Source organism: Kitasatospora sp. NPDC004615 (assembly GCF_042873545.1).
Classification (GTDB): domain Bacteria; phylum Actinomycetota; class Actinomycetes; order Streptomycetales; family Streptomycetaceae; genus Kitasatospora.
Genome location: NZ_JBIALQ010000003.1, coordinates 177377 through 198978, shown reverse-complemented (window position 1 = coordinate 198978; position 21602 = coordinate 177377). Strand labels below are relative to the sequence as shown.

The window sequence follows — 21602 nt, the reverse complement described above, 5'->3', positions numbered from 1 at the left end:
GGGGACAGCCCCCGGAAACGCCGACAGAGCTGACGTGGCGTCAGCTCCGGGGCGGGGTCGGGCGATTACTTGGGCTCGCGGTCGAACTGCGAGCGGGACCAGACGTAGCCGAGCACGGTGAGGGCGGCGCACCAGAGCAGGGCGATCCACCAGTTGTTGCCGATGTGGGTGCCGAGCAGCAGGCCGCGCAGCGTCTCGATGGCGGGGGTGAACGGCTGGTACTGGGCGATCGGCTGGAACCAGCCGGGCATCGAGTGCAGCGGGACGAACGCGCTGGAGATCAGCGGCAGCACGATCAGCGGCAGCGCGCTGTTGCTGGCGGCCTCCGCGTTGGGGCTGCCCAGGCCCATGCCGACGGCGATCCAGGTGAGGGCGAGCGCGACCAGCGCCAGCAGGCCGATCGCGGCCAGCCATTCCAGCACGGTGGCGTCGTGCGAGCGGAAGCCGATGGCGACACCCACCGCGCCGACCAGCAGCACGCTCAGCATCGACTGCAGCACGCTGCCGATCACCCGGCCGAACAGCACCGAGCCGCGGTGGATGGCCATGGTGCGGAACCGGGCGACGATGCCCTCGTTCATGTCCGTCGCCATCGAGACGGCGGTGCCGATCACGGTGGAGCCGATGGTCATCATCAGGATGCCGGGCACCAGGTAGGCGACGTAGGCGGCGCGGCCGGCGCCGCCGCTCATCGCGTTGCCGAAGATGTAGACGAACAGCAGGAGCAGCATCACCGGCGTGAGCAGCAGGTTCAGGGTGAGCGACGGGTAGCGCCGGGCGTGCAGCAGGTTGCGCCGCAGCATGGTGGACGAGTCGCGGACGGCGAGGGCGAACGAGCTCATCGGACAGCCTTCTTCGAGGATGCGGCCGCGGCGGCCGGGGCGGTGGATGCGGCGTCGGACTGGGTGGCGTCGGACTGGGCGGGGACGGACTCGACGGGGACGGCGGGTGCGCCGGTCAGCGCGAAGAACACGTCGTCCAGGTCGGGGGTGTGCACGGTCAGCGCGTCGGCCTCGACGCCCGCCGCGTCGAGCCGGTCGAGCACCGAGCGCAGCGCGCGCTGGCTGCCCTCGCTGGGGACCAGCAGGGTCAGCGACTCGTCGTCGCGGGCGCCCTCGGTGAGTGCGTCGGCGGCGGACCGGTACCCGGCCGGGTCGGTGAAGCGGAGGCTGACGTGGCCGCCCGGAACGAGGCGCTTGAGCTCCGCGGCGGTGCCTTCGGCGGCGATCACGCCGTTGTGCAGGACGGCGATGCGGTCGGCGAGTTCGTCGGCTTCATCCAGGTACTGGGTGGTGAGGAAGACCGTGACGCCGCCGGTGACGAGCTCCCGGATGATCTGCCACATGCCGTGCCGGCTGCGCGGGTCGAGGCCGGTGGTCGGCTCGTCCAGGAAGATGATCCGCGGGCTGCCGACCAGGGTCATCGCGATGTCGAGGCGGCGCTTCATGCCGCCGGAGTAGGTGGAGGCGGGCTTCTGGGCGGCCTCGGTGAGATCGAAGCGGGCCAGCAGCTCGGCGGCGACCCGGCGGCCCTCGGCCTTGGGCAGGTGGTGCAGGTCGGCCATCAGCAGCATGTTCTCCTCGCCGGTGATCAGGCCGTCGACGGCGGAGAACTGGCCGGTGACGCCGATCGCGGCGCGCACCGCCTGCGGGGCGGCGGCCAGGTCGTGGCCGCCGATCCGGATCGGCCCGCTGCCCGGGCCGGCGGAGATCAGGGTGGAGAGGATCTTGACGGCGGTGGTCTTGCCGGCCCCGTTCGGGCCGAGCAGGGCGAAGACGGTCCCTTCCGGGACGGACAGGTCGACGCCGTCGAGGACGGTCTTGTCCCCGTAGGACTTGCGCAGCCCCTGCGCCGCGATGGCCAGGCCGGTCATGGGAGAACTCCTTCTTCTGTCGCTGAGCTGGTGGGGCGGTGCGGGGTGGTGGTCAGACCGTGCGGGCGGTGATGTCGCCGTTCTTGGTGGTGGCGCGGATGGCGAGCGCGGGCACGTCGTCGGCGTTGCGCAGCGCGTTGTGGATGCGGCCGTAGCCGGTGCCGGCGTCCAGCGAGGCCGAGATGCCGCGGGCGGCGCCGACGGTGATCGACCCGGACTGGGTGGTGAGCGTCAGTTCGCCGCGCACCGCCTCGGTGACGGTCAGGTCGCCGCGCTGGGTGTCGAGCTGCGCCGAGCCGGTGAGCCGGCCGATTTCGACGGAGCCGTCCTGGAGGCTCAGGCGGCCGCCGGCCGTCTCGTCGAGCTTGACCTTGCCGCGGGCGCTCTCGTACGAGACCTCGCCGAGCCGTCCCACGCCGCGCAGTTCGGCGTCGGCGGCCTTCGCCTCGACCCGCGAACCGGACGGCAGCTGGACGGTCACCTCCAGCGTGCCGCTCGGGCCGAGCAGGCGGTGGTTCGAGGCGGCGGTGACGATCCGCAGCACGCCGTCGGTGAGGGACACCTCGGTCTGCTCGGCGGTCTGCACGTCGCGGTCCTTGGACGGGTTCGCGGGGCGCACCTCGACGACGGTGTCGGTGCGGTCGGCGGCGATCAGGCGGAGCTGGCCGGCCGGGATGTCGATGACGGCGGTGATCGTGGTGGGGGTGTCGAACTTCTGCATCGTGGACTCCGTCTGCGCGTCGTTTCTGATGGTGGAAACGCTACGTTGCGTTCATGAAGTCGGCAAGAAGGTTGTTGCAATCGATCAGTGTTTGCGCAGCTCAGAGCTAGTAAATCGTTGCAATGGCTCGTGAGATAACGCAACGACGGAAAGGCGCGCGTTGCAATGGGCTAAGGGTGAACGCTATGCTGGACCGCGTCACGCACCGATCGACCCGAGGAGACCGCGATGCCGGGAGGCAGGCTCACCCAGCAGGAACGCCAGCAGATCGCGCTGGGACTGGCCGACGATCTGGCGTACGCCGAGATCGCCCGCCGCCTGGACCGGCCGACCTCGACCATCACCCGCGAGGTCATGCGCAACGGCGGCCCCAACGGCTACCGGGCCGACCTCGCCCACCGCGCCACCGAACACCGCGCCCAGCGCCGCGCGGCGCTGCCCCGTGACCCGTACGCCGACCGGCCCGTCGACGGGCGCGACCCGGAGGCCGTGCGCGCCTACGAGGAGTCCGTCACCACGGTCTTCATGCACTCCGGGATGAGCCGAATGCCCGCCCGGGTGCTCGCCGCGCTGCTGCTCACCGACGAGGGCACCCTCACCGCGGCCGAACTCGCCCAGCGGCTCCAGGTCAGCCCGGCGTCCGTCTCCAAGGCGGTGGCCTTCCTGGACGAGCAGACCATGATCCGCCGCGAGCGCGACGACCGGCGCCGCGAGCGCTACGTGCTGGACGAGGACATCTGGTACCAGGCCACCCTCGCCAGCGCCCGCGCCAACTCCGCCGTGGTCGCCATCGCTCGGGAGGGCGTCTCCGTGCTCGGCCCCAGCACCCCGGCCGCCGCCCGGCTGGAGAACATCGCGCGGTTCCTCGACTTCGTCACCGAGAGCCTCTACCGGACGGCCGAACAGGCCCGCGACATCCTGTTCGTCAAGCCCGAGCCGAACGCCGACGCACCCGAGAGCGCCGAAGCCGCCGACACCCCCGAGGGCGGGGGCGACGGCGGCAAGCGCTGAACTGCGTTGCCCGGTCAGGTCTTTCGCCCGGTCAGGTCTTTCGCCGGGCCGGGGCTTCTCGCCGGGCTGGAGCCTCTCGCCCGGCCTGGTTCGACCGTCCGGCCGGGCGGCCCAGGAACGCGGCGACCGCGGCCGCGCCGGCCAGCAGCGCGAGACCGGCGACCAGCAGGGCGAGCCGGGTGCCGGAGCCGCCCGGGGCGGTGTCGGCCAGCGCGCCCAGCACGGCCACGCCGAGCACCGCGCCGGTCTGCCGGGCCGAGTTCAGCGCGCCCGAGGCGATCCCGGACTGCTCCTTGGTGACCGCGCCGACCACCGCCGTCATCAGCGACGGGATCGCGAACGACACCCCGAAGCCCAGCACCAGCAGCCCGGCCGCCATCGCCACCCGCGCGGCCGTCGAGTCCGCGGTCGCCGCGGCGGCCACCAGCCCCCCGATGCCCATCAGCAGGAATCCGGCGACGGCCGGGCGGCGGGCCCCGATCCGGCCCACCAGCCGTCCCGTGAAGACCGGGTTGAACGCTGTCGGCAGCATCAGCGGCAGGAACGCGACGCCCGCGCCGAGCGCGCTCAGGCCGTGCGCCCGCTGGAAGTGCAGCGAGAGCACGAACAGCACCCCGGACAGTCCGAAGTTCACCAGCAGCCCGGCGAACAGCCCGGTTGCGAGGGTCCGGTCGCGCAGCAGCCCCAGCGGGAGCATCGGGGCGAGCCACGCGGCCTCCCGGCGGCGTTCGACCGCCACGAACGACCCGCCCGCCAGCGCGAACACCGCGAAACCGCCGAGCACCGGCAGCGACGCCCAGCCCGCCGGCTCGCTCTCGATCAGCGCCCAGGTCAGCCCGGTCAGCGCCAGCACCGCGTAGAGCTGACCCGGCAGGTCCACACCCTTCGCCGGCCCGGGCCGGTCCGCCGGGGCGTGGCGCACCGTCAGGGCGATGGCGAGCAGCGCCACCGGCACGTTGACCAGGAAGATCGCCTGCCAGCCGAACCGGTCGGTGAGCACCCCGCCCACCAGCGGCCCGGCGGCCAGCGCGCTGCCGCTGATCGCCGCCCACACGCCCATCGCCCGGGCCCGCGCCGCCGGTTCGGTCCAGGCGTGCGCGATCACCGCCAGCGAGGCCGGCAGCAGCAGCGCGCCCGCCGCGCCGAGCAGCGCCCGCAGCGCGATCAGTACGCCCATCGATCCGGCCAGCGCGCTCACCCCGGAGCAGGCGCCGAACAGCCACAGCCCCGCCAGGAACACCTGCCGCCCGCCGTGGCGGTCGGCCAGCGCACCGGCGGTGAGCAGCAGCGCGGCGAAGGTGAGGGTGTAGCCGTTCGAGACCCACTGCAGGCCGCCGAGCGAACCCGACAGGTCCGCGCCGATCGTGGGCAGCGCCACGGTCACCACCGTGGTGTCCAGCATCACCATGAAGTAGCCGAGCGAGATTCCGAGCAGCAGCAGCCCGTTCCCGCGCCGGGCGTCGGTCCGTCCACCGGGCACAGCTGTCCCCCCGAGGGTGCGAAGAAGAGTGGATGCGACGGGCGCGCCGGACGACGGCGGCGCCGCGGTTCGCCGGGCCGGTTTGTGAGCGGCGGGCGATCACTGAAATTCTTGCCGCGGCACGGCGGTTGAGGAAGCGGAAGCTTCCGATGGCACCCATCGCCGGAGCCGATGACGAAACCGGCCCGGGCCGACTCGGCCGACGACGAGGAGCGGACACCGTGGAACTGCGCCATCTCCGGACCTTCCGCACCGTCGCCCGGACGCTCAACTTCACCCGGGCCGCCGCGGAGTTGAACTACGCCCAGTCCAGCGTCACCGCGCAGGTGCAGGCCCTCGAGGCGGAACTCGACGCCAAGCTGTTCGACCGCAGCCACCGCCAACTGTCGCTCACCCCGGCCGGCGAACGGCTGCTCGAGTACGCGGACCGGATGCTGCTGCTCGCCCAGCAGGCCCGCACGGCCGTCGAGCAGGAGGACGGCCGGCCCGGCGGCCGGCTGGTGATCGGCGGGCTGGAGACGCTGTGCGCCCACCGCCTGCCCGCCGTCCTCGCCCCGTACCGCCGCGAGTTCCCCCAGGTGCAGGTCGCGGTCCGCCAGGGCAACCGGGGCGAGCTGTACGACGCGGTGCGGCGCGGCGAGATCGACGTGGCACTGACCTTCGGCCGGGCACCCCAGGACGAGCTGATGGCCAGTGAGACGCTGGCCGGCGAACGGCTGATGGTGGTCGCTCCGATCGGCCACCGGCTGGCCCAGCACCCGCAGCTCGGCGGGCCGGAACTGCGCGGCGAACCCTTCCTGGCCACCCCGCCCGGCTGCGGCTTCCGGGAGATGCTGGACGCCCTGATCGGGAGCCTCGGCCCGGATGCCCCCGTGATCGACACCGAGCTGGCCGGCATCGCCGCCCTCCGCCAGTGTGCCGTGGCCGGGCTCGGCTGCGCCCTGCTGCCCGAGCTCGCGGTGGCCGACGCGGCGGCCCGCGGCGAACTCGCCGCCGTCCCGGTGCTCGGCGACGCCGCCCGGACCACGATCACCATGAGCTGGCTGCGCAGCGCCGAACTCCGGCCCGCCGTACCGGCGTTCCTCGCTACCGCGCGCGCCGCGTTCGCCCGGATGGCGGTGGCCTGACGCGCGATCACGGCGCGAACGGAGTCGCGCAGGTGACCAGTTGGGCGCGGGACGGGAGCAGCCGGTCGAGCACGAACGCGTGCACCTCCGGGTCCGGGTCCGCGATGCCGTCCGACAGCACGTGCAGGCGGTAGTCGCGGTCGGCCGCGTCCAGGACGGTGGACAGTACGGCGCCGCCGGTGCTGAGCCCGCCGACGATCAGGGTGTCGATGCCGCGGGCCCGCAGCCACCGGTCGAGGTCGGTGGTGGACAGCGCGCCGAGGCGGGTCTTGCGGGCCACCAAGTCGCCTGGCTGCGGGGCGAGTCGGGGGTGGAAGGCGGCACCCGGGTCCTGGTGGTGCAGGGCGCGGTGCCGGGCCACGGCGGCGAACGTGGTGTTGGCGGCGGGGACGGCCGCCCAGTCGTCCTCGGTGAACGCGGCCCGCACGTGGGCCACCGCGCCGCCCTTCGCGCGGACCTCGGCGACGGCCCGCTCCAGCCGGTCGAGCAGCGGCCCGGCCTCGGGGACGGCGGACAGGACGGCCGGCTGGCAGTCCAGCAGGAGCAGCGCGGTGTTCTTCACGGGAGTCTCCTCACTCCTAAGGGGGTGATCAGGCGCGGTTGTTGAGCAGCGCGGGCTCGCGCGGCGCTGCCGGTTCGTGGCGGGGCAGCAGCAGCGGGGTGGCCAGGGCGAGCAGGCCCGCGACGGCCAGCGTGGTGCGCGGGCCGGTCAGGGTGGCGAGCAGGCCGCCGAGCGCGGTGAGGGTGGCGATGGCGGCCTGCTGGCCGATCGACCAGGCCGAGAGCGTGCGGGCGACCAGGTGCTGCGGGGTGCGTTCCAGCCGGTAGGTGGCGAGCACCGGCGTGAACAGGCTCATGTTGACGATGATCGCCAGCTCGACGGCCATCACCGTGACCAGTCCGACCACGCCGGGCCGGACGAAGGCCAGCCCGACCAGCCAGACGGCGCGCAGCGTGCCGATCGTCCGGAACACCCATGTCCGGCCGTACCGCGCCACCACCCGCGGGGCCAGCCGGGAGCCGATCAGTCCGCCGAGGCAGGGGGCGGCGAAGGCCAGGCCGTACTGCCAGGCGGGGAAGTGGAGTTGGCGCAGCAGTAGGACGGCGAGGACCGGTTCGGTGGCCATGATCAGGCCGGACACCAGCAGGTTGTTGAGGTACAGCGCGCGCAGCCCGGGGTCGCCCAGCAGGTGTCGCCAGCCGTCCAGCAGCGATCCGGCCTTGCCTGTTTCGCGCCGCCGGGGTGCTTCCTCGCGGTCGCGGATCGCCGTCAGGCCGAGCGCCGACAACAGGTAGCTGCCAGCGTCGGCCAGCACCGTGATGACCGGCCCGAACGCGCCGATCGCGGCCCCGCCGAGTGGCGGCCCGATGGCGATCGAGCTCCAATTCGTCGACTCGAAGCGGGAGTTGGCGACCAGCAGGTCCTCCGGTCGGACCAGTGCCTTCAGGTAGGCGCCGCTGGCCGCGCCGAACGCGATCTTCGCCGCGGCGACCACCGCCGACACCGCGAACAGCTGCCCGATGCCGAGCACCCCGCAGGCGTACCCGAGCGGGATCGACGCCATCGCGCCGAACCGGACCAGGTCGGCCGCGATCATCACCGGCCGCTTGCGCCGGAACTCCACCCACGGCGCGAGCGGCACCGCCAGCATCGCCCCCACCGCCGGGCCCACGGCCGACAGCGCCGACACCTCGGCGGGCCCGGCGTGCAGCACCAGCACCGCGATCAGCGGCAGCGCCCCGAACCCCAGCCCCGACCCGTACGCGCTCACCGCGTACGACGCCCACAGCCACCCGAACCGTCGTCCCAAGGACCGCCTGCCCACCGCCACCCCCGCCGACCGTACAAACCTTCGTTGACCATGGAGAGCCAACCGGGCCACACAAGCGCAGGTCAAACAACTGAGGAGGGCCGACTGTACAACCAGTGGTTGTTCACTAAGGTGGGGCAACGTGGACCTCGAAGCCGTACGCACCTACCTCGCCGTCGCCGAGGCGGGCCAGTTCCAGAAGGCCGCCACCGACCTGGCGATCACCCAGCAGGCTGTCTCCAAGCGCATCGCCGCCCTCGAACGCGACCTCGGGGTCCGGCTGTTCATCCGCACCCCGCGCGGCGCCGAGGCCACCATCGACGGTCAGGCGTTCCTCCCGCACGCCCGCGAACTGCTGCGGGTCGCCGAACGCGCCGTCGCTTCCGTGCACGCCGCCCGCCGTCCGCTCCGGGTGGACGTGATCAACCTGCGCGGCGCCGCGTCGGGCCTGCTGCGCGACTTCCACCGCAGCCACCCCGAGACCGAACTCGACGTGGTGAAGCTGCTCGACATCGACGAGGCCGTCCGCGCCGTCCGCTCCGGGGCCATCGACGCCACCTTCCGTGCCGTCGCCGCCCCGGGCCGGCCGCTGCCCGACGACCTCGCCGCCGCCCGGGTGATCGACGAGCAGCTCCAGCTGCTCACCGGCCCCGACCACGCCCTCGCCGAGGCCCGCTCGGTGACGCCGCGCGAACTCGTCGGCCACCGGATCTGGATGCCCGGCATCCTCCCCGGCTCCGAGTGGGCGGCCTACTACGACGACCTGGTCGCCGAGTTCGGCCTCACCATCGAGGCCACCGGCCCCAACTTCGGCTCCGACGCCCTGCTCGACACCATCGCCGACACTCCCGCACTGGCGACCTTCCTCAGCGACGGCACCCGGCTGGTCTGGCCGGAGAGCCACGGCCTGCGCCGGATCCCGCTCACCGACCCGACGCCCGTCTACCCGCACTCCCTGGTGTGGCACCGCGACAACCCGCACCCGGCACTGGCCGCCCTGCGCACCCACCTGGCCGCCACCAAGGCCACCCACGACGCCCCCGGCACCTGGGTGCCCGACTGGGTGCAGCGGGACTGAGCACGGCTCAGAGCAGCCCGCGCGGCGTCCCCGACTTCCTGCTCGCCGACAGCACCGCCTACCTGCGCAGCTTCGCCGACGAACTCGACAGCGTGCTCACCGCCGACGACGACCGCATCCGCGCCGAACTCGACCACTGCTACGACCGCACCGCACCACCCGTCGTCCAACGCCTCCGCGACGAAGGCGCCCGCGCGCTGCGCCCCGTGATGAACGCCGCCGCCGCCCTCTACCGCGAATGCCTGGCACCCGACTGGCGGGTCCTGCGCCGCACCCTCGACGCCCAAGTCCGGTGCCACGCGCAGACGGTGGCGACGGACGGGCCCGCCGCGATGCTCTCCCGCCTGCACCCGCGGCTGAGCTGGCACGACGCCGGCACCCTCACCGTCGAACGCCCCGGCCCTGTGGTCCGGCACCGACTCGCAGGCCGCGGGCTGCAGTTGCACCCGAACCTGTTCCTCGACAAGTGCGCCGTCCTGCACCCGCCCGACCGGCCCACCGCCGTGCTGCACCCGGTGACGCCCGCCGTCCGTCCGGACGCCGCTCCCGACGGCCTGCTCGCGTTGCTCGGCCCGGCCCGCACCCGAGCTCTCCAGGCTGTCGCCCAAGGCCCGTGCACCACCACGGAGTTGGCCGCCGCGCTCGGCATCGCCGCACCGTCCGCCTCGCCGCACACCAACGCGCTGCGAGCCGCCGGACTGATCACCACCACCCGGCAGGGGCGCCAGGTGCAGCACGCCCTCACGCCGCTCGGGCACGCGCTGCTCGACGCCAACCCGTGACGGCGAGCCGTCCCGATCAGCCCGCCGGGACGGGGTTGCCGACAGCCGACCTGCCCGGCCGGGCGACCCACTGCATCGCCTCCCTGACCCGGGCGGCACCCGCCCGGGCGAACGCCGCACCGCCACCTACAGCGGGCTCCCGACGGGCGCCCAGACCGGCACACGGGGGGCAGATACCGGGCTGCGGGATCGGGTCGCAGCACTTGGCGCACTCGGCCTGCGGGGGCTTGGCGGGAGGCGCGGGCTCCGGGACGGGCGGGAGCTTGTCCTTCAGCCGGAAGCGCACCAGGCCGGCCGGCGACGTGACTTCGGGGGGCAGGTAGCTCGTCAGGGCCCGGACCAGATCGGCCTCCGGCACGTTGCGCTCCAGCCACGGCACGACCAGCGGCGCGAGCCTCCGCGCCTCGGCCTCGCCGAGACGCAGGCGCGGCTCGTTGCGGAGCGCCCGGAACAGCGCGGCGACCGCCTCGCGGGTCCGGCCGTCCATGGCCGTCAGGGCCGCCCGGGCCGTGCCACGCGGGGTTCGCGGGGCGCGTTCGGCGCGCTGCGCCCGCCCGGCCGGGGCGGCTCGCTGCGCCGGGATGGCGCGTTTGGCGCGTTCGGCGCGCTGGGGCGGCTCGGCCTGCTCGGCCGGCGGTGCGGCGGGCCTGCTGCGCTCGTCCGGCCCGGCCAGCGGCGCGGCCTGCTGCGGCGGTACGGCGGGCCTGCTGCGGTCGTCCGGCCCGGCCGGCGGCGCGGCCTGCTGCGGCGGTACGGCGGGCCTGCTGCGGTCGTCCGGCTCGGGCTGACCGGCCTGGTCGGCGGGCGCGTTCGGCTCGTAGGGCTCACAGGGCGCGTGCGGCTGGTCCGGCAGGTCCGGCTGGTCCGGTCCGTCGGGCTGGCCAGGATCGGTCGTCCCGCTGGGCTCGCTGGGATCGGCAGGCGGGTGCGTTCGGTTCGGCCAGGTCGGCCAGGTCGGCCAGGTCGGCCAGTTCGCCAAGTACGCCCAGTACGGCAGGTCCGGCTCGTCGGGTTGGCCAGGCAGGTCCGGCTCGCCCGGCTCGTCGAGCGCGTCCGGCTCGACCGGCTCGACCGGCTCGGTCGGTCGGTCCGCCTCGTCCGCCCCGCCCGGCTCGCGCCGGTCGCTCGGCGCTGGGGACGGTAGGGGGGTAGTAGTTTCTTTTACCTTCTTTTGTAGGTACCCGCCCGGCGCACCGACGCTCGCTGCACCGGGGCCCGGAATCCCGGCCCCCGGTGCGTCGGTGCCCGGCTCGGCAGTGTCCTGCGGGAGTTGGGGCGTGTCGTAGACGTGGATCTCGCTGATGACCCGGCCCGCCGGGAGGCGCTTCGTCACCAGTTGGTAGTACCCGGCGGCCCGCAGTTCGGCCACGGCCTTCTTGATGGTGGTGCGGCCCTCGATGCCGATGGCGGCCAGGTTCTTGCTGTTCTCCAACGAGCCGTCCGGCAGCGAGAGGAGGTACGTGAGCACACCTCGGGCGGCGTACGAAAGGTCACCGTTCTGCAGGATTTCGTTGGCGATAGCCGTGGATTCGCCGCTCTGGGCGCTACGATGAATACGCATCGGGAAGTTCTGTTCCTGTTGCCGTGCCCCGGGACGTTGCCGCGTCGCCGGGGCTAACTATGGTTACAGGCACGGAACTTAGCACCCGAACAGATCGAAGATCGGCGAAACCGGCGAGTAGCCGAAATTTCGCCACCTGCGGATGAAATCGGACCATTCCCGACCGCAGGCGGTCGATATCTGTCACACTCCCGACCGCTTCCCTCCGCCTGCCCGAACAGGGCTACGCGTTGAGGCATTCCCTGGCGTCTGCGAAGCAGAACTTTCGCTACTTTCACCGCAGTTCAGGCGAAGGCGGCCGCCCACCGCTCGATCGCGAACCCGCCGCCCGGCGCCCGCCGGACCTCCAGTGCCCCGGCTCCGCCGAAGTGCGCCGGCACCACCAACTCCCGCCGCACCGCCGCCCGTTCGAGGATCCGGTGACGGCTGGCCGCCGCCTGCGCGGGGTCGACGCACCAGCAGCTGTTGCAGGACGGGGCGATGATCTGCACCGGGCTGTGCATCAAGTCGCCGACGAAGACGGCCCGTTCGCCCCCGGACTCCAGCCGTAGCACCGAGGAGCCGGGCGTGTGGCCGGGCGCGGACTCCAGCACCAGGTTCTCGTCGATCCGGTGTTCACCCTCCCAGCGCGCCAACTGCCCACTCCGGTCCACCGGTTCGATGCTGTCCTGGTAGATCAGTTCCGCCTCCCGCCCGCCGCCGTAGGAGTTCTCCGGGCCGAGGTGGAAGTCGTCCGCGGCGTGCAGCAGGTACTGCGCGTTCGGGAACGTGGGCACCCACTCCCCGTCCGACTCGGTGGTGTTCCACCCGACGTGGTCGGCGTGCAGATGGGTGTTGACGACGACGTCCACGTCCTCCGGGCGGATGCCGGCCGCGGCGAGCCGGCCGAGGAAGTCACCCTGCCACTGGTGGAACGCCGGCGTCTCGGGCCGCTCGCGCCCATTGCCAACGCTGGTGTCCACCAAGACCGTTCGGCCGCTACTGCGCAGCACCCAGGTCTGCAACGCGGCCGCCGCCAGCCCACTCTCCGGCACCCAGTGCTGCGGCGCCAGCCACCCGGCGTTCTCCTCCCACCGCTCGGCCCCGAACCCGGGGACCAGCTGGTGGGCCGGCAGGAACGGGCCCTGCCACTCGATGACGCGGAGGACTTCGACACTCCCGAGCGTGATGCTCCGCACGTGTTCGCTGTTCATGTCGTCGACGCTAAGGGCCATTTGGTGAGAGTCTCAATGCTCGATCGGCTCACCCGGATACGCAACACGCTCTCACCTGCGCGGGTGAATACACTCCCCGGCATGGACGTGGTCAGCGACGCGATATCGACGGTCCGGATCGGACGGCCCTCCTCCAACCGCGTACGGGTCGGCGGAAGTTGGAGCACCCGCCTCGCCCCGTACGACGGCGCCGGCTTCCACGTCGTCCTGGCGGGCAGCTGCCGGCTGATCGGCGCGGACGGCACCACCCTGGCGCTCACCTCCGGCGACGCGGTGCTGCTGCCGCGCGGCGCCGGCCACGTCCTCGCGGACGCCGAGGCCGGCCTGGCCGCTGCCCAACGCGCAGTCCCGTTCGAGCAGTTGGCCGAAAGGGACATTCTCGGGCGGCCGGGCCAGGGGGAGGTGGAGCTGCTGTGCGGCAAGTACCGGCTCGACCACAGCCGCGCGCACCCACTGCTCGCCGAGCTGCCGGAGCTGGTGCACCTCCCGAACCGGGTCGGCCGCCACCCCGAACTCCGCGCCGCCATCGACCTGTTGGGGCGCGAGGCGAGCGGCCGCCGCCCCGGCTCCGGCGTCGCCGTCCCCAGCCTGCTCGACCTGCTGCTGGTCTACCTGATCCGCGCCTGGCTCACCGAGGGCTCGACGGGCGCCTGGCCGGCCGTCCTGGACGACGAGGTGGCGGCGGCCGCGGTCCGCGCCCTGCACGCGGACCCGGCCGCCCGGTGGACCACCGACCTCCTGGCGGCGGAGGTCGGGGTGTCCCGCGCCACCCTGGCGCGCCGGTTCACCGCACTGGTCGGCCGGCCGCCGATGGCGTACCTGACCTGGTGGCGCCTCGCCTTGGCCGCCGCGAGACTCCGGGACACCCCCGACCCGCTGGCCGCGATCGCCCGCCGGGTCGGCTACGGCACGCCCTACGCCTTCTCCCACGCGTTCCAGCGGGAGTTCGGCACCACACCCGGCCGCTACCGCGCCGCCGCTCAGCCCCCGCCGTAGGTGGCCTGGGTGACGGCGAAGACATTGCGTCCGCCCGTGGTCTCCTGCAACGACCACAGCAGGTCGGGGTTGGTGGCGTCCTCCCAGTAGGAGAGGCTCTCGCCGCCGCCCACCCAGGCGAAGGTGGACGGCCCGGCCGTCGGCGTCCAGTAGTAAAGCTGCTTCTCCCCCGAGGAGTTGAACCACCACCGGCCGTTGTGGGACGCCACGCCGTTGAGGTGGTACCAGGGCAGCATGAGCGCCTGACTCGCGGTCGTCGTCGTGGCGAACGTCGTCGCCCCCGGCGCGAACGGGAAGCGCACGGCCCGCGGCGCCCGCTTCGGGTAGTCGGTGCAGGTCGAGCTCACCGGGCAGGTGTACTCCGTCATCACGATCGACTGGCTGACCCGGTCCAGCGAGATGGACGACCACGCCAGCCCGGCCACACCGGTGGCCGTCTGCGAGGTGACGGTGCCGACCTGCGGCAGCACGTAGGCGTAATTGTGGGCGTAGTAGGCCCCGTTGGCCTGGCGGCCGATCTGATCGGCGGTGCCGCCGGTGTCGGTGTTGAGGATCTTGCGCATGTCGAAGACCCGCATGCCGCGCCCGGTGTCGGCGACATAGAGGTAGTCCCCGTACCAGGAGACGCCGCCCGCGTGGATCGGGATGTCCTTGAAGTCCGGCGCCGCCGCCGTGCCCGTCGGCTCCACCAGCAGGATCTTGCGGTACGTGTTGGGGTAGGTGGCGTCCCAGTCCGCCAGCGTGATCCGGCTGCGCTGGTGGTTCCCGCCGCAGGCGTCGGCGGTGTACCAGCTGACCAGCACCAGTTGATGCCCGTCGTAGTTCCCGCTGTTCGCCGTCCCCACGGCGTCCCGGCTCGTGGTGATCCCCTGCGGAACGCTCTTGCAGTCCGTGTTGTCACCGTCGTCGAACCGGAACCCCGTGGACAGCCCCGCCACCGAGAACGACGAGGGCAGCGCCTGCCGGGTGTGGTTCGCGTTCTCCATCACGGTGTGCACGGGCGACGTTCCCAGTGCCGTCACCAGCGCCGAGTCGAGCGCGTCGTACTTGTGATAGTCCGCGCTGAGCGTGTAGTCCGCTCCGTTCAGCGCCGTCGGGCCCGCCGCGGCTCCGGCCGGCGAGGCCCCTACCCATCCGCCGGCGACCGCCAGTCCTGCGGCGATCACCGCGCTTGTTGCTGCCCTGACTTGACGAAGCATCACATCGAGCCTCTCCGTGCGAACAGTCCAACAGGCCCTCACGCTAGGCTCGCGTTGGACATGTACGCAACACTCTGGCCGCTTTGTCACCCGCCAGGGGGTTGGCCGTCCCCACGGGACGTCACACGCCGACCGCGAGGTCGCGCAGCGTCGCCTCGGCCTCCGGCGTCAGGGCGAGCGGCCCCTTCCCGTTCGTCCAGACCGCCTGCACCTCGAGGCGGCGCAGTCGCCAGCCGTCCGAGGTCCGCACCGCCTCGCCGGTGAACGTGCCGCCGACATCGAAGTGGCCGCCGGCTTCCTCGCCGCGCGCCTGCTGCGTCGCGGCGAGGTGCACGTGCGTCATGATCGCGTTCCAGCGGACCGCGGCCCGGTCCCCGGCCAGGTCGATCATGTAGTTGGCCCCCGTGTGCTGAGTGCGCTTGAACTTTCCGAGCGCCACCTGCTCCGCCTCGGCCAGCCCGGCGATCCCCTCGTGCTCCCCGACCGGCCTGCTGATCCGAACATCGGACGTGAAGTACCGCCGCGCCCACGCTTCGTCGAACCGGCCGCCGCCCTGGGGCACCGTGTCGAGGCTGATCAGATAACCGTCGATGAGTCCGGTGATCTCGGCACGATCGACCAGAACCTGAACCTGCCGCTCCAGAGCGGCGAACGCCTCCGTGCTGATGCCCATGGCCGTGACTCCCCGGCTCGCGCTGCCTGCCGCGGCCGACCCGGCCGCGTACCGCTGAGGCTAGAACTTCAAGCCCACTGGAGATCAAGGCCCGGCACAGAGCCACCGGTGCCCGTCAGCCACGCCCGTGCAGCCCGAACCCCGCCCGGCCTGCCGGCTCAGGCCCTTCCTCAAGGACGGCCGACTGACCGTCTGGGTCATGGCGATGGGCAACCGACGCGACGTCCACCGCCGCCGGTGGACCCCGTCGGGGCGATTGTTCGCGGTTACCTGCTGCGCGACCGGGACGCGGCGCCGCCCGAGCCGTCGGTGGTCGGCCGGGTGCGGGTGGCGGAGGCCGGGCGGCCGTAGCGGGGGCGGCCGGTGGACCGGTTGTGGCGGGGCCGTTCGACGACGGGGTCGGGGATCGTGGTGGGCACGCCGGTGGGGACGCGGGCGCCGGTGATCCGGGTGAGTTCCGCGTCGCCGGGCCGGACCTTGGTGGTGACGGGGGTGATGCCGGCCGTGGACATCATCCGGGCCGTGCCGCGGCGCTGGTTGGGGAGGACCAGAGTGACGACGGTGCCGGACTCGCCGGCCCGGGCGGTGCGTCCGCCGCGGTGCAGGTAGTCCGTGTGGTCGGCGGGCGGGTCAAGGTTGACGACCAGGTCGAGGCCGTCGATGTGGATGCCCCGGGCGGCGACGTCGGTCGCGACGAGCGCGGCCACCTGACCGGTGCGGAACTGTTCCAGCGTGCGGGTGCGCTGCGGTTGGGACTTGCCCCCGTGCAGGGCCGCAGCCTTCACTCCCTTTGCAAGCAGGGTGTCGACCAGGCGGTCCGCGCCGCTCTTGGTGTCGATGAACATGATCACCCTGCCGTCGCGGGAGGCGATGTGGGCGATCGTGGCGGTCTTGTCGGAGTTCTGCACGTGCAGCACGTGGTGCTCCATCGTGCTGACCGCTCCCGCGGACGGATCCACCGAGTGCGTGACCGGGTCCTTCAGGAAGCGCCGCACCAGGCCGTCGACGTTGCGGTCCAGGGTGGCGGAGAACAGCATCGTCTGGCCGCCTTCGGCGACCTGTTCGAGGAGCGCGGTGACGTCGGGCAGGAAGCCCATGTCGGCCATCCGGTCGGCTTCGTCGAGGACGGTGATACCGACCCGGTCCAGGCGGCAGAGCCTGCGCTCGATCAGGTCCCCCAGCCGGCCGGGCGTGGCCACCACGATCTCCGCACCGCGGTTCAACACCTGCGCCTGGCGGCGGACCGGCACCCCGCCGACCACGGTGGCCATCCGCAGATGCGTCGCGTGGGCGTACGGGGTGAGGGCTTCGGTGACCTGCTGGGCGAGCTCACGGGTGGGGACCAGGACCAGTGCGAGCGGGCACCGCGGCTCAGCCTGCTGCCCGACGGTGCGGGCGAGTACGGCGAGACCGAACGCGAGTGTCTTGCCGGAGCCGGTACGGCCCCGTCCCAGCACGTCGCGGCCGGCCAGCGAGTTCGGCAACGTCGCGGCCTGGATCGGGAAGGGCGTGCTGATGCCCCTGCGCGCCAGGATCGTCAGCAGTTCCCTCGGCAGGTCCAGTTCCTCGAAGGACTCGACGGGCGGCAGAGCCGGCACGGTACTCACCGGCACCGAGAACTCCCGCAGGGAGGCGGATCCCGCGCCGCCGCCCGATGCGGAGCCGGAACCGGAACCGGTGTGTCGGCGCGGAGGGCGGCTGGAACGGTTCATGCGGGAGACCCTCCTCGGGGCGGCACAAAAGCCGAGGGGCCCGCACCGGGCACCATGTGCGCGGCGCGGGCCCCTCGCTGCCAGGCGGTTGCCGTGGCAGTAGGAACTACAGCGGGCGAATGTTCTCGGCCTGCGGGCCCTTCTGGCCCTGCGTGACGTCGAACTCGACCTTCTGGCCCTCGAGCAGCTCGCGGAAGCCGCTGGCGTTGATGTTCGAGTAGTGGGCGAAGACGTCCGGGCCGCCACCCTCCTGCTCGATGAAGCCGAAGCCCTTTTCCGCGTTGAACCACTTCACGGTGCCATTAGCCATGTAAAAAATCTCCTTCAAGGGACCTTCCGGAACCCGCACGATACGGGCACCGAGTCACCGCGATGAGCGCCCGCCCGGAAAATGTCCGGAAAACAAAAATGCGCCTGCGATACATCAGCAGGCGCACACAAAGTTCATGGGAACCACTACTGCAACTCCTCCGACTGTAGCAGCCCCAAGCCCGGAACGGGGGGACATTTTGCCCCAGGTTTCGGCGGCCGCTGCCCCGGCACCGACGGGCCGGATCCATCGCGTACGCCAACATCACTGCTGGTGCGGGCAGTTGATCCGACCGTGCGCGGTGCCCCGGCGCGGCGGCCGACCTGTGGTGTGACTCCGGGCGCACGCCCCCGGAAAGTGACGTTCAACAAACCCGGCATTTCAGGCATCCAGGATTTCGGGTCGTCAGAAAGGGCCGCTACCACGCTTCGCGGAGCATACTGACCTGGATGAGAAAACCTGAAGCAGTCCGCCGCCACCTGCCCACCAGCCCCTTCAAGGCCAAGGCCGAAGCGCCGCGCAAGCACTTCGCCATCGGCGATCGCGTCACCCACGACGCCTACGGCCTCGGCCGGGTCATCGGCGTCGAGGGCGACACCGCAGTACTGGTCGACTTCGGATCACGGCAGGAGCGCATCGCCGAGCCGTACCGCGGGATGTTCAACCTCTGACCCACCCCGCCCCCGGCGCCATCCCGCCCCCAGCCCGCGCCACCCCGGCCCGGGCTGAGTCGGCATGGCGCCGTGGACGCGGGAGGTGCCGACCACAAAGATGGCATGGATGTACATCTGCTACATTTGTTGCATGAGTGAGCCGGTGATCGAATCCATGGCCGAGGTCCGCAGCCACCTTGCGGACGTCCTCGATCGCGCGCGCAGGGACGAAACCCCCACGATCATCACGCGGCGCGGCAAGCAGGAAGCCGTAGTGATCGACATCCGTGAGTACCGGCACCTGCGCAGGCTGGCGGAGCAGGCCGAAGACGCCTGGCTCAACCGGTTGGCCGACGAGGCGGAGACCGAGGGGCGCGACGGATCCGTGTCGCTCGAAGAGATGGCTGCCACGCTCCGCGACCACCACGCCTGAGCCATGGGCTACGTCACGCGGTTCACACCGCACGCCCAGCGGGACATGCTCAGGATTCCCCGGCCTGATGCCGTGCGTGTCCTGCATCGCCTCACTGATCTCCAGAAGGCGCTGGACGACGGGGACACCGGGGCCTTCGATGTCAAAGCCCTTCAGGGGCACAGTGCGCGTTGGCGACTGCGGGTCGGGGACTACCGCGTCGTGTACACGGTTGAGGGCGGCCAACTGGTCGTGTGGGTCCTGACTGTCGGCAACCGCCGCGACGTCTACCGCAACCTGTAGGCGACTTCGGCCGCCCAACCGGAGGTCCGATGACAGGAGGCCGACGACGGCGTTGGCTACCCGGGCATCACCCCGTGGATGCGGGAGATGGTGAACACGCGTTCGTCGTTTCGCAGATGGCACCAGGCCTGAAGGTAGGGCGGGTCGAGATCCAGACGGCTGAGGGTGCGGATGGTCTCGTTGCCGGAGGTGGCGATGTACTCGATGGTGACCGCCAGGCCCTTGTTGACCGCGTGGGCCAGCTGGCGCACGTCGGTGAAGGACAGGTTGCGCGCGTACCCGGCGATGATCTCCTCGGTGTCACTGCCGTAGGGGCGGCCGTCCCACGGGTCGGGCTCCGGGATGTCCTGCGGGCCGGCCAGTAGCCGGGCGGCGAGGGCACTCAAGTCGACGGTGCGGTTCCCCGGTTGCTGCGGCCGGGACCTGCCGCGGGGCAGGCGCGGGGACGGGACCGGGGGCGCTGCGCGGGGGCGCTCGGCCCGCTCGACGCGGACGGTGCCGTCGGGCTTCTCAGCGACGGGGGCATAGCCCGCCGATCGCAGTGCCGCGAGTGTCTTGTCCGGCGGGGTCCGGCTGATCAGGACGGTCGGTGCCAATTGCCGTAGACCGAGCTGGGTGAGCTTGCGGTGGGCAGCGAGTTCGGCCAGGAGGGCCGGCTCCCCGCCGTGGATCACACTGGCTGCGGAGACGACACGGACCCGGCCGTGGCTGCGCGCGGTGTCGTGGATCAGGTACGAGAGCGGCTGGGGAAGCGGTTCGATGGCGACGGCGGCCAGGTCGGCCGTGATCGCGTCGGGGGTCAGGCCCGCGTCGAGGGCACGGCGGACGCTTCCCGGGCTGAACCGCCACACGGACGCCGTCCCGGCTGTCTCCCGGTCTGCGGCGGAGTCCAGCAACGTGGCGATGGCTGCTGACGGCGTACCGGCAACCATGGCCGTGAGATCGCTGCCGAAGCGGGCGGTCCCGCTGGCGGCGGGCAGTAGCTGCCGGCAGGCGTCCGCCAGCGCGGCGGTGTCACCGGCGAGCAGCGCGGTCCCGATGGGGGACAGCGCCCCGAGGGCGAGTGCGCCGAGCAGTTCCGTTTCACGGATCAGGGTGGCGAACGGCGTGGCGTCCTGGGGAAGTTCGTCGGCGAGCGGCCGGTGCCACACGATCAGCGCCCCCAACTCCGCTGGGTTCGACGCGCCTTCGCCGGCCGGGAGCTGTGACGCGGCCGAGAGCAGTCCGTGCCGACCCTGTACGCAGCCCCCGCAGGCCGGTGGGCCGGCGAGGGCAGGCAGAGCCTTCCCGTCCTCGTCGCGGCTGCCGCCGGGGGACAGCGGGAGTGTCCACCACGCCTGGAGAAGCACGGCGAGTTGGTCGGCCGGCTCCTTCTCGGCCCAGACGTCGTAGCCGGCGGTCGCCGCGACCCGGTCACCGTCCCGGGCGAGCAGCCCAGCCCCGTTCGCCGCCTCCAGCGCGATGCGGACCACGATCTCGTCGCACTGCGCCGCCTTGCCGATCCGGGACAACTCGCGTGCGCCGATCCCACCAGCCTTGAGCCGAGTCGGGGGAGTGACGGCGCACACCCTGAGAACCAACGCGGCATGGGCGGCGAACGCCATCGAGGCGGCTGCGGCCTCCCGTTCGATCTGCGAAGCAGTGATGGACACCGATCGCACGACCGGCGGGACGGGCGTGAACGGAGCGAACCAGCCGGGCCCGCGCACCGCGAGTGCCACCTCTGCCGGCATCCGGGCCGACCCGTACCGATGGCGGTCCCGGATCAGCAACCCCCGCTCCAGCGCCCACTGTTCGCCTGGCTCGGAGCCGGACTGCGAGCCTGTGAACATGATGAACGCCGGTTGCTTCGGAGGCCGGCTCGCACGCTGCTCAAGGAGCTTCCTCGTTGCCCCCGGAGCCTTGGCCACCAGCGCGGCGACCTTTTCCGGATCGCTGTGATGGTCGATCAGCGCCGCCAATCGCCGTGACTTGTTGTTGCCAGCCGGCTTGACGCCCAGTTTGGCCAGTACGCGGCCCAGTTCGTCGGAGTTCGTGCCTGCGAGCAGACGCGCCAGCGGTGCGTCGAGCCCGAGGGGCGAGTCCCATGCGTGCCGCAGCGGTGCTGCCATGTGCAGCACCCCGTCGTGGCCCGGCCACACCAGAGCACGATCGGCCAGTGCCTCCAGGGCCACGTCCAACCCGCGGGTGCGTTCCCCGTCCGCCGCGTCCAGGAAGGGGGCCAGGTCGTCCCGGGACACGGACCCCAGCGCGGCGATGGCCTCCGCCACTTGCAGGCACGGCAGTGCGAGCCGGGGCAGGGCCAGTGCCACTGACGCCGGGCGCTGAAGACGGTCTGCCAGTTCACCGACCGACCGCGGCTCCGGCGCCACCGCCACATCCGGGCGCGCCGCCAGGACCCGTTCCAACTCGGGTGCGTCGAGTCCGCGCAGCCACGCCGCCATGGCCGAACCGTTCGTCTTGCTTATGGGGAACACCTCGCCACGCAGGAGTACCGCCGTTCCGTCGCGGGACCGGCCAGGGCTCCAGGATGGCGTACGAAAAGGGTCGCGTGTCGCACGAAGGACTGGATGATGCTCGGAGAACGTCTCGGGCCACCACTGTGGCTCGCGTCCCGAACAGAACGATGGCCCCGACCGCTGAGCGGTCGGGGCCCTCGTTTGCCCTGGCGGGCGGAGGCGGAGGA

At 72.2% G+C, this 21602-nt stretch carries 21 protein-coding genes; 8 read left to right on the top strand and 13 right to left on the bottom strand.

What is annotated here, in order from left to right; genetic code table 11:
- Positions 1 to 65: 65 nt before the first annotated feature.
- From ACFYS8_RS11985 to ACFYS8_RS11975, 3 genes are read right to left on the bottom strand one after another with little or no spacing between them, the layout of a single operon-like run.
- Entirely contained in the window at positions 66 to 842 is a 777-nt protein-coding gene (locus ACFYS8_RS11985) for an ABC transporter permease (RefSeq protein ID WP_387639360.1), read from the bottom strand.
- Positions 839 to 1873 carry an ATP-binding cassette domain-containing protein gene (locus tag ACFYS8_RS11980; protein WP_387639357.1) on the bottom strand — a complete coding sequence of 345 codons (1035 nt, stop codon included), beginning with the start codon at positions 1871 to 1873 and terminating at the stop codon, positions 839 to 841. The genes ACFYS8_RS11985 and ACFYS8_RS11980 overlap by 4 nt, the downstream gene beginning before the upstream one ends.
- Positions 1874 to 1925: 52 nt before the next feature.
- Positions 1926 to 2594, bottom strand: coding sequence for a DUF4097 family beta strand repeat-containing protein (locus ACFYS8_RS11975; RefSeq protein WP_387639355.1), 669 nt, complete (start codon positions 2592 to 2594; stop codon positions 1926 to 1928).
- A gap of 228 nt (positions 2595 to 2822) precedes the next feature.
- Between ACFYS8_RS11975 and ACFYS8_RS11970 the strand changes: the two genes are divergently transcribed.
- A complete protein-coding gene (locus tag ACFYS8_RS11970; protein ID WP_387639353.1) occupies positions 2823 to 3605 on the top strand; it encodes a helix-turn-helix domain-containing protein in 783 nt (260 codons plus the stop codon).
- Positions 3606 to 3636: 31 nt separating this feature from the next.
- Here the strand turns inward: ACFYS8_RS11970 and ACFYS8_RS11965 are convergent, their stop codons facing one another.
- A complete protein-coding gene (locus tag ACFYS8_RS11965) occupies positions 3637 to 5085 on the bottom strand; it encodes an MFS transporter (protein ID WP_387639350.1) in 1449 nt (482 codons plus the stop codon).
- A gap of 221 nt (positions 5086 to 5306) precedes the next feature.
- Between ACFYS8_RS11965 and ACFYS8_RS11960 the strand changes: the two genes are divergently transcribed.
- Complete coding sequence (locus ACFYS8_RS11960; protein WP_387639347.1) at positions 5307 to 6212, top strand: LysR family transcriptional regulator; 906 nt, start codon at positions 5307 to 5309, stop codon at positions 6210 to 6212.
- Positions 6213 to 6219: 7 nt separating this feature from the next.
- Here ACFYS8_RS11960 and ACFYS8_RS11955 read toward each other — a convergent pair whose 3' ends face one another.
- Together ACFYS8_RS11955 and ACFYS8_RS11950 are read right to left on the bottom strand one after the other, a co-directional pair.
- Positions 6220 to 6774, bottom strand: coding sequence for a cysteine hydrolase family protein (locus ACFYS8_RS11955; protein ID WP_387639344.1), 555 nt, complete (start codon positions 6772 to 6774; stop codon positions 6220 to 6222).
- A gap of 28 nt (positions 6775 to 6802) precedes the next feature.
- Positions 6803 to 8023, bottom strand: a complete 1221-nt coding sequence (locus ACFYS8_RS11950; RefSeq protein ID WP_387639341.1) for an MFS transporter — start codon at positions 8021 to 8023, stop codon at positions 6803 to 6805.
- A 142-nt stretch (positions 8024 to 8165) separates the two neighbouring features.
- Between ACFYS8_RS11950 and ACFYS8_RS11945 the strand changes: the two genes are divergently transcribed.
- Both ACFYS8_RS11945 and ACFYS8_RS11940 read left to right on the top strand, forming a co-directional pair.
- A complete protein-coding gene (locus tag ACFYS8_RS11945) occupies positions 8166 to 9101 on the top strand; it encodes a LysR family transcriptional regulator (RefSeq protein ID WP_387639338.1) in 936 nt (311 codons plus the stop codon).
- Between the two features lie 92 nt (positions 9102 to 9193).
- Positions 9194 to 9883 carry an ArsR/SmtB family transcription factor gene (locus ACFYS8_RS11940; protein WP_387639335.1) on the top strand — a complete coding sequence of 230 codons (690 nt, stop codon included), beginning with the start codon at positions 9194 to 9196 and terminating at the stop codon, positions 9881 to 9883.
- Positions 9884 to 9899: 16 nt separating this feature from the next.
- On the opposite strand, the gene ACFYS8_RS11935 is transcribed toward ACFYS8_RS11940, so the two are convergent.
- Positions 9900 to 11444, bottom strand: coding sequence for a hypothetical protein (locus ACFYS8_RS11935; RefSeq protein WP_387639333.1), 1545 nt, complete (start codon positions 11442 to 11444; stop codon positions 9900 to 9902).
- A gap of 284 nt (positions 11445 to 11728) precedes the next feature.
- Positions 11729 to 12637: an MBL fold metallo-hydrolase gene (locus tag ACFYS8_RS11930; RefSeq protein WP_387639330.1), complete on the bottom strand. Its 909-nt coding sequence runs from the start codon at positions 12635 to 12637 to the stop codon at positions 11729 to 11731.
- 102 nt (positions 12638 to 12739) lie between these two features.
- Between ACFYS8_RS11930 and ACFYS8_RS11925 the strand changes: the two genes are divergently transcribed.
- Positions 12740 to 13654, top strand: coding sequence for an AraC family transcriptional regulator (locus tag ACFYS8_RS11925; protein WP_387639327.1), 915 nt, complete (start codon positions 12740 to 12742; stop codon positions 13652 to 13654).
- On the opposite strand, the gene ACFYS8_RS11920 is transcribed toward ACFYS8_RS11925, so the two are convergent.
- The 4 genes from ACFYS8_RS11920 to ACFYS8_RS11905 form a co-directional block, all read right to left on the bottom strand.
- Positions 13639 to 14853 (bottom strand): hypothetical protein, encoded by a 1215-nt coding sequence (locus tag ACFYS8_RS11920; RefSeq protein WP_387639324.1) that lies wholly within the window; start codon positions 14851 to 14853, stop codon positions 13639 to 13641. The genes ACFYS8_RS11925 and ACFYS8_RS11920 overlap by 16 nt on opposite strands.
- Positions 14854 to 14974: 121 nt before the next feature.
- Positions 14975 to 15526 (bottom strand): nuclear transport factor 2 family protein, encoded by a 552-nt coding sequence (locus ACFYS8_RS11915; RefSeq protein ID WP_387639322.1) that lies wholly within the window; start codon positions 15524 to 15526, stop codon positions 14975 to 14977.
- A gap of 266 nt (positions 15527 to 15792) precedes the next feature.
- Complete coding sequence (locus ACFYS8_RS11910; RefSeq protein ID WP_387639319.1) at positions 15793 to 17238, bottom strand: DEAD/DEAH box helicase; 1446 nt, start codon at positions 17236 to 17238, stop codon at positions 15793 to 15795.
- Between the two features lie 106 nt (positions 17239 to 17344).
- Positions 17345 to 17548: a cold-shock protein gene (locus tag ACFYS8_RS11905; RefSeq protein ID WP_030916923.1), complete on the bottom strand. Its 204-nt coding sequence runs from the start codon at positions 17546 to 17548 to the stop codon at positions 17345 to 17347.
- A gap of 449 nt (positions 17549 to 17997) precedes the next feature.
- Between ACFYS8_RS11905 and ACFYS8_RS11900 the strand changes: the two genes are divergently transcribed.
- From ACFYS8_RS11900 to ACFYS8_RS11890, 3 genes are all read left to right on the top strand, one after another.
- Positions 17998 to 18219 carry a hypothetical protein gene (locus ACFYS8_RS11900; protein ID WP_387639316.1) on the top strand — a complete coding sequence of 74 codons (222 nt, stop codon included), beginning with the start codon at positions 17998 to 18000 and terminating at the stop codon, positions 18217 to 18219.
- Between the two features lie 133 nt (positions 18220 to 18352).
- Entirely contained in the window at positions 18353 to 18634 is a 282-nt protein-coding gene (locus ACFYS8_RS11895; protein WP_387639314.1) for a type II toxin-antitoxin system Phd/YefM family antitoxin, read from the top strand.
- Positions 18635 to 18637: 3 nt separating this feature from the next.
- Complete coding sequence (locus tag ACFYS8_RS11890) at positions 18638 to 18916, top strand: type II toxin-antitoxin system RelE/ParE family toxin (protein ID WP_387639311.1); 279 nt, start codon at positions 18638 to 18640, stop codon at positions 18914 to 18916.
- Positions 18917 to 18972: 56 nt separating this feature from the next.
- On the opposite strand, the gene ACFYS8_RS11885 is transcribed toward ACFYS8_RS11890, so the two are convergent.
- Positions 18973 to 21360 (bottom strand): helicase C-terminal domain-containing protein, encoded by a 2388-nt coding sequence (locus ACFYS8_RS11885; protein ID WP_387639308.1) that lies wholly within the window; start codon positions 21358 to 21360, stop codon positions 18973 to 18975.
- Positions 21361 to 21602 lie beyond the last annotated feature (242 nt).

Excerpts from the sequence above, each read along its gene's own strand:
- ACFYS8_RS11915 (WP_387639322.1), bottom strand. The coding sequence starts at position 15,526 with ATGGGCATCAGCACGGAGGCGTTCGCCGCTCTGGAGCGGCAGGTTCAG.
- ACFYS8_RS11985 (WP_387639360.1), bottom strand. The coding sequence starts at position 842 with ATGAGCTCGTTCGCCCTCGCCGTCCGCGACTCGTCCACCATGCTGCGG.
- ACFYS8_RS11905 (WP_030916923.1), bottom strand. The coding sequence starts at position 17,548 with ATGGCTAATGGCACCGTGAAGTGGTTCAACGCGGAAAAGGGCTTCGGC.
- ACFYS8_RS11975 (WP_387639355.1), bottom strand. The coding sequence starts at position 2,594 with ATGCAGAAGTTCGACACCCCCACCACGATCACCGCCGTCATCGACATC.
- ACFYS8_RS11930 (WP_387639330.1), bottom strand. The coding sequence starts at position 12,637 with ATGAACAGCGAACACGTGCGGAGCATCACGCTCGGGAGTGTCGAAGTC.
- ACFYS8_RS11890 (WP_387639311.1), top strand. The coding sequence starts at position 18,638 with ATGGGCTACGTCACGCGGTTCACACCGCACGCCCAGCGGGACATGCTC.
- ACFYS8_RS11895 (WP_387639314.1), top strand. The coding sequence starts at position 18,353 with ATGAGTGAGCCGGTGATCGAATCCATGGCCGAGGTCCGCAGCCACCTT.
- ACFYS8_RS11980 (WP_387639357.1), bottom strand. The coding sequence starts at position 1,873 with ATGACCGGCCTGGCCATCGCGGCGCAGGGGCTGCGCAAGTCCTACGGG.
- ACFYS8_RS11885 (WP_387639308.1), bottom strand. The coding sequence starts at position 21,360 with ATGGCGGCGTGGCTGCGCGGACTCGACGCACCCGAGTTGGAACGGGTC.
- ACFYS8_RS11910 (WP_387639319.1), bottom strand. The coding sequence starts at position 17,238 with ATGAACCGTTCCAGCCGCCCTCCGCGCCGACACACCGGTTCCGGTTCC.
- ACFYS8_RS11925 (WP_387639327.1), top strand. The coding sequence starts at position 12,740 with ATGGACGTGGTCAGCGACGCGATATCGACGGTCCGGATCGGACGGCCC.
- ACFYS8_RS11935 (WP_387639333.1), bottom strand. The coding sequence starts at position 11,444 with ATGCGTATTCATCGTAGCGCCCAGAGCGGCGAATCCACGGCTATCGCC.
- ACFYS8_RS11900 (WP_387639316.1), top strand. The coding sequence starts at position 17,998 with ATGAGAAAACCTGAAGCAGTCCGCCGCCACCTGCCCACCAGCCCCTTC.
- ACFYS8_RS11970 (WP_387639353.1), top strand. The coding sequence starts at position 2,823 with ATGCCGGGAGGCAGGCTCACCCAGCAGGAACGCCAGCAGATCGCGCTG.
- ACFYS8_RS11920 (WP_387639324.1), bottom strand. The coding sequence starts at position 14,853 with ATGCTTCGTCAAGTCAGGGCAGCAACAAGCGCGGTGATCGCCGCAGGA.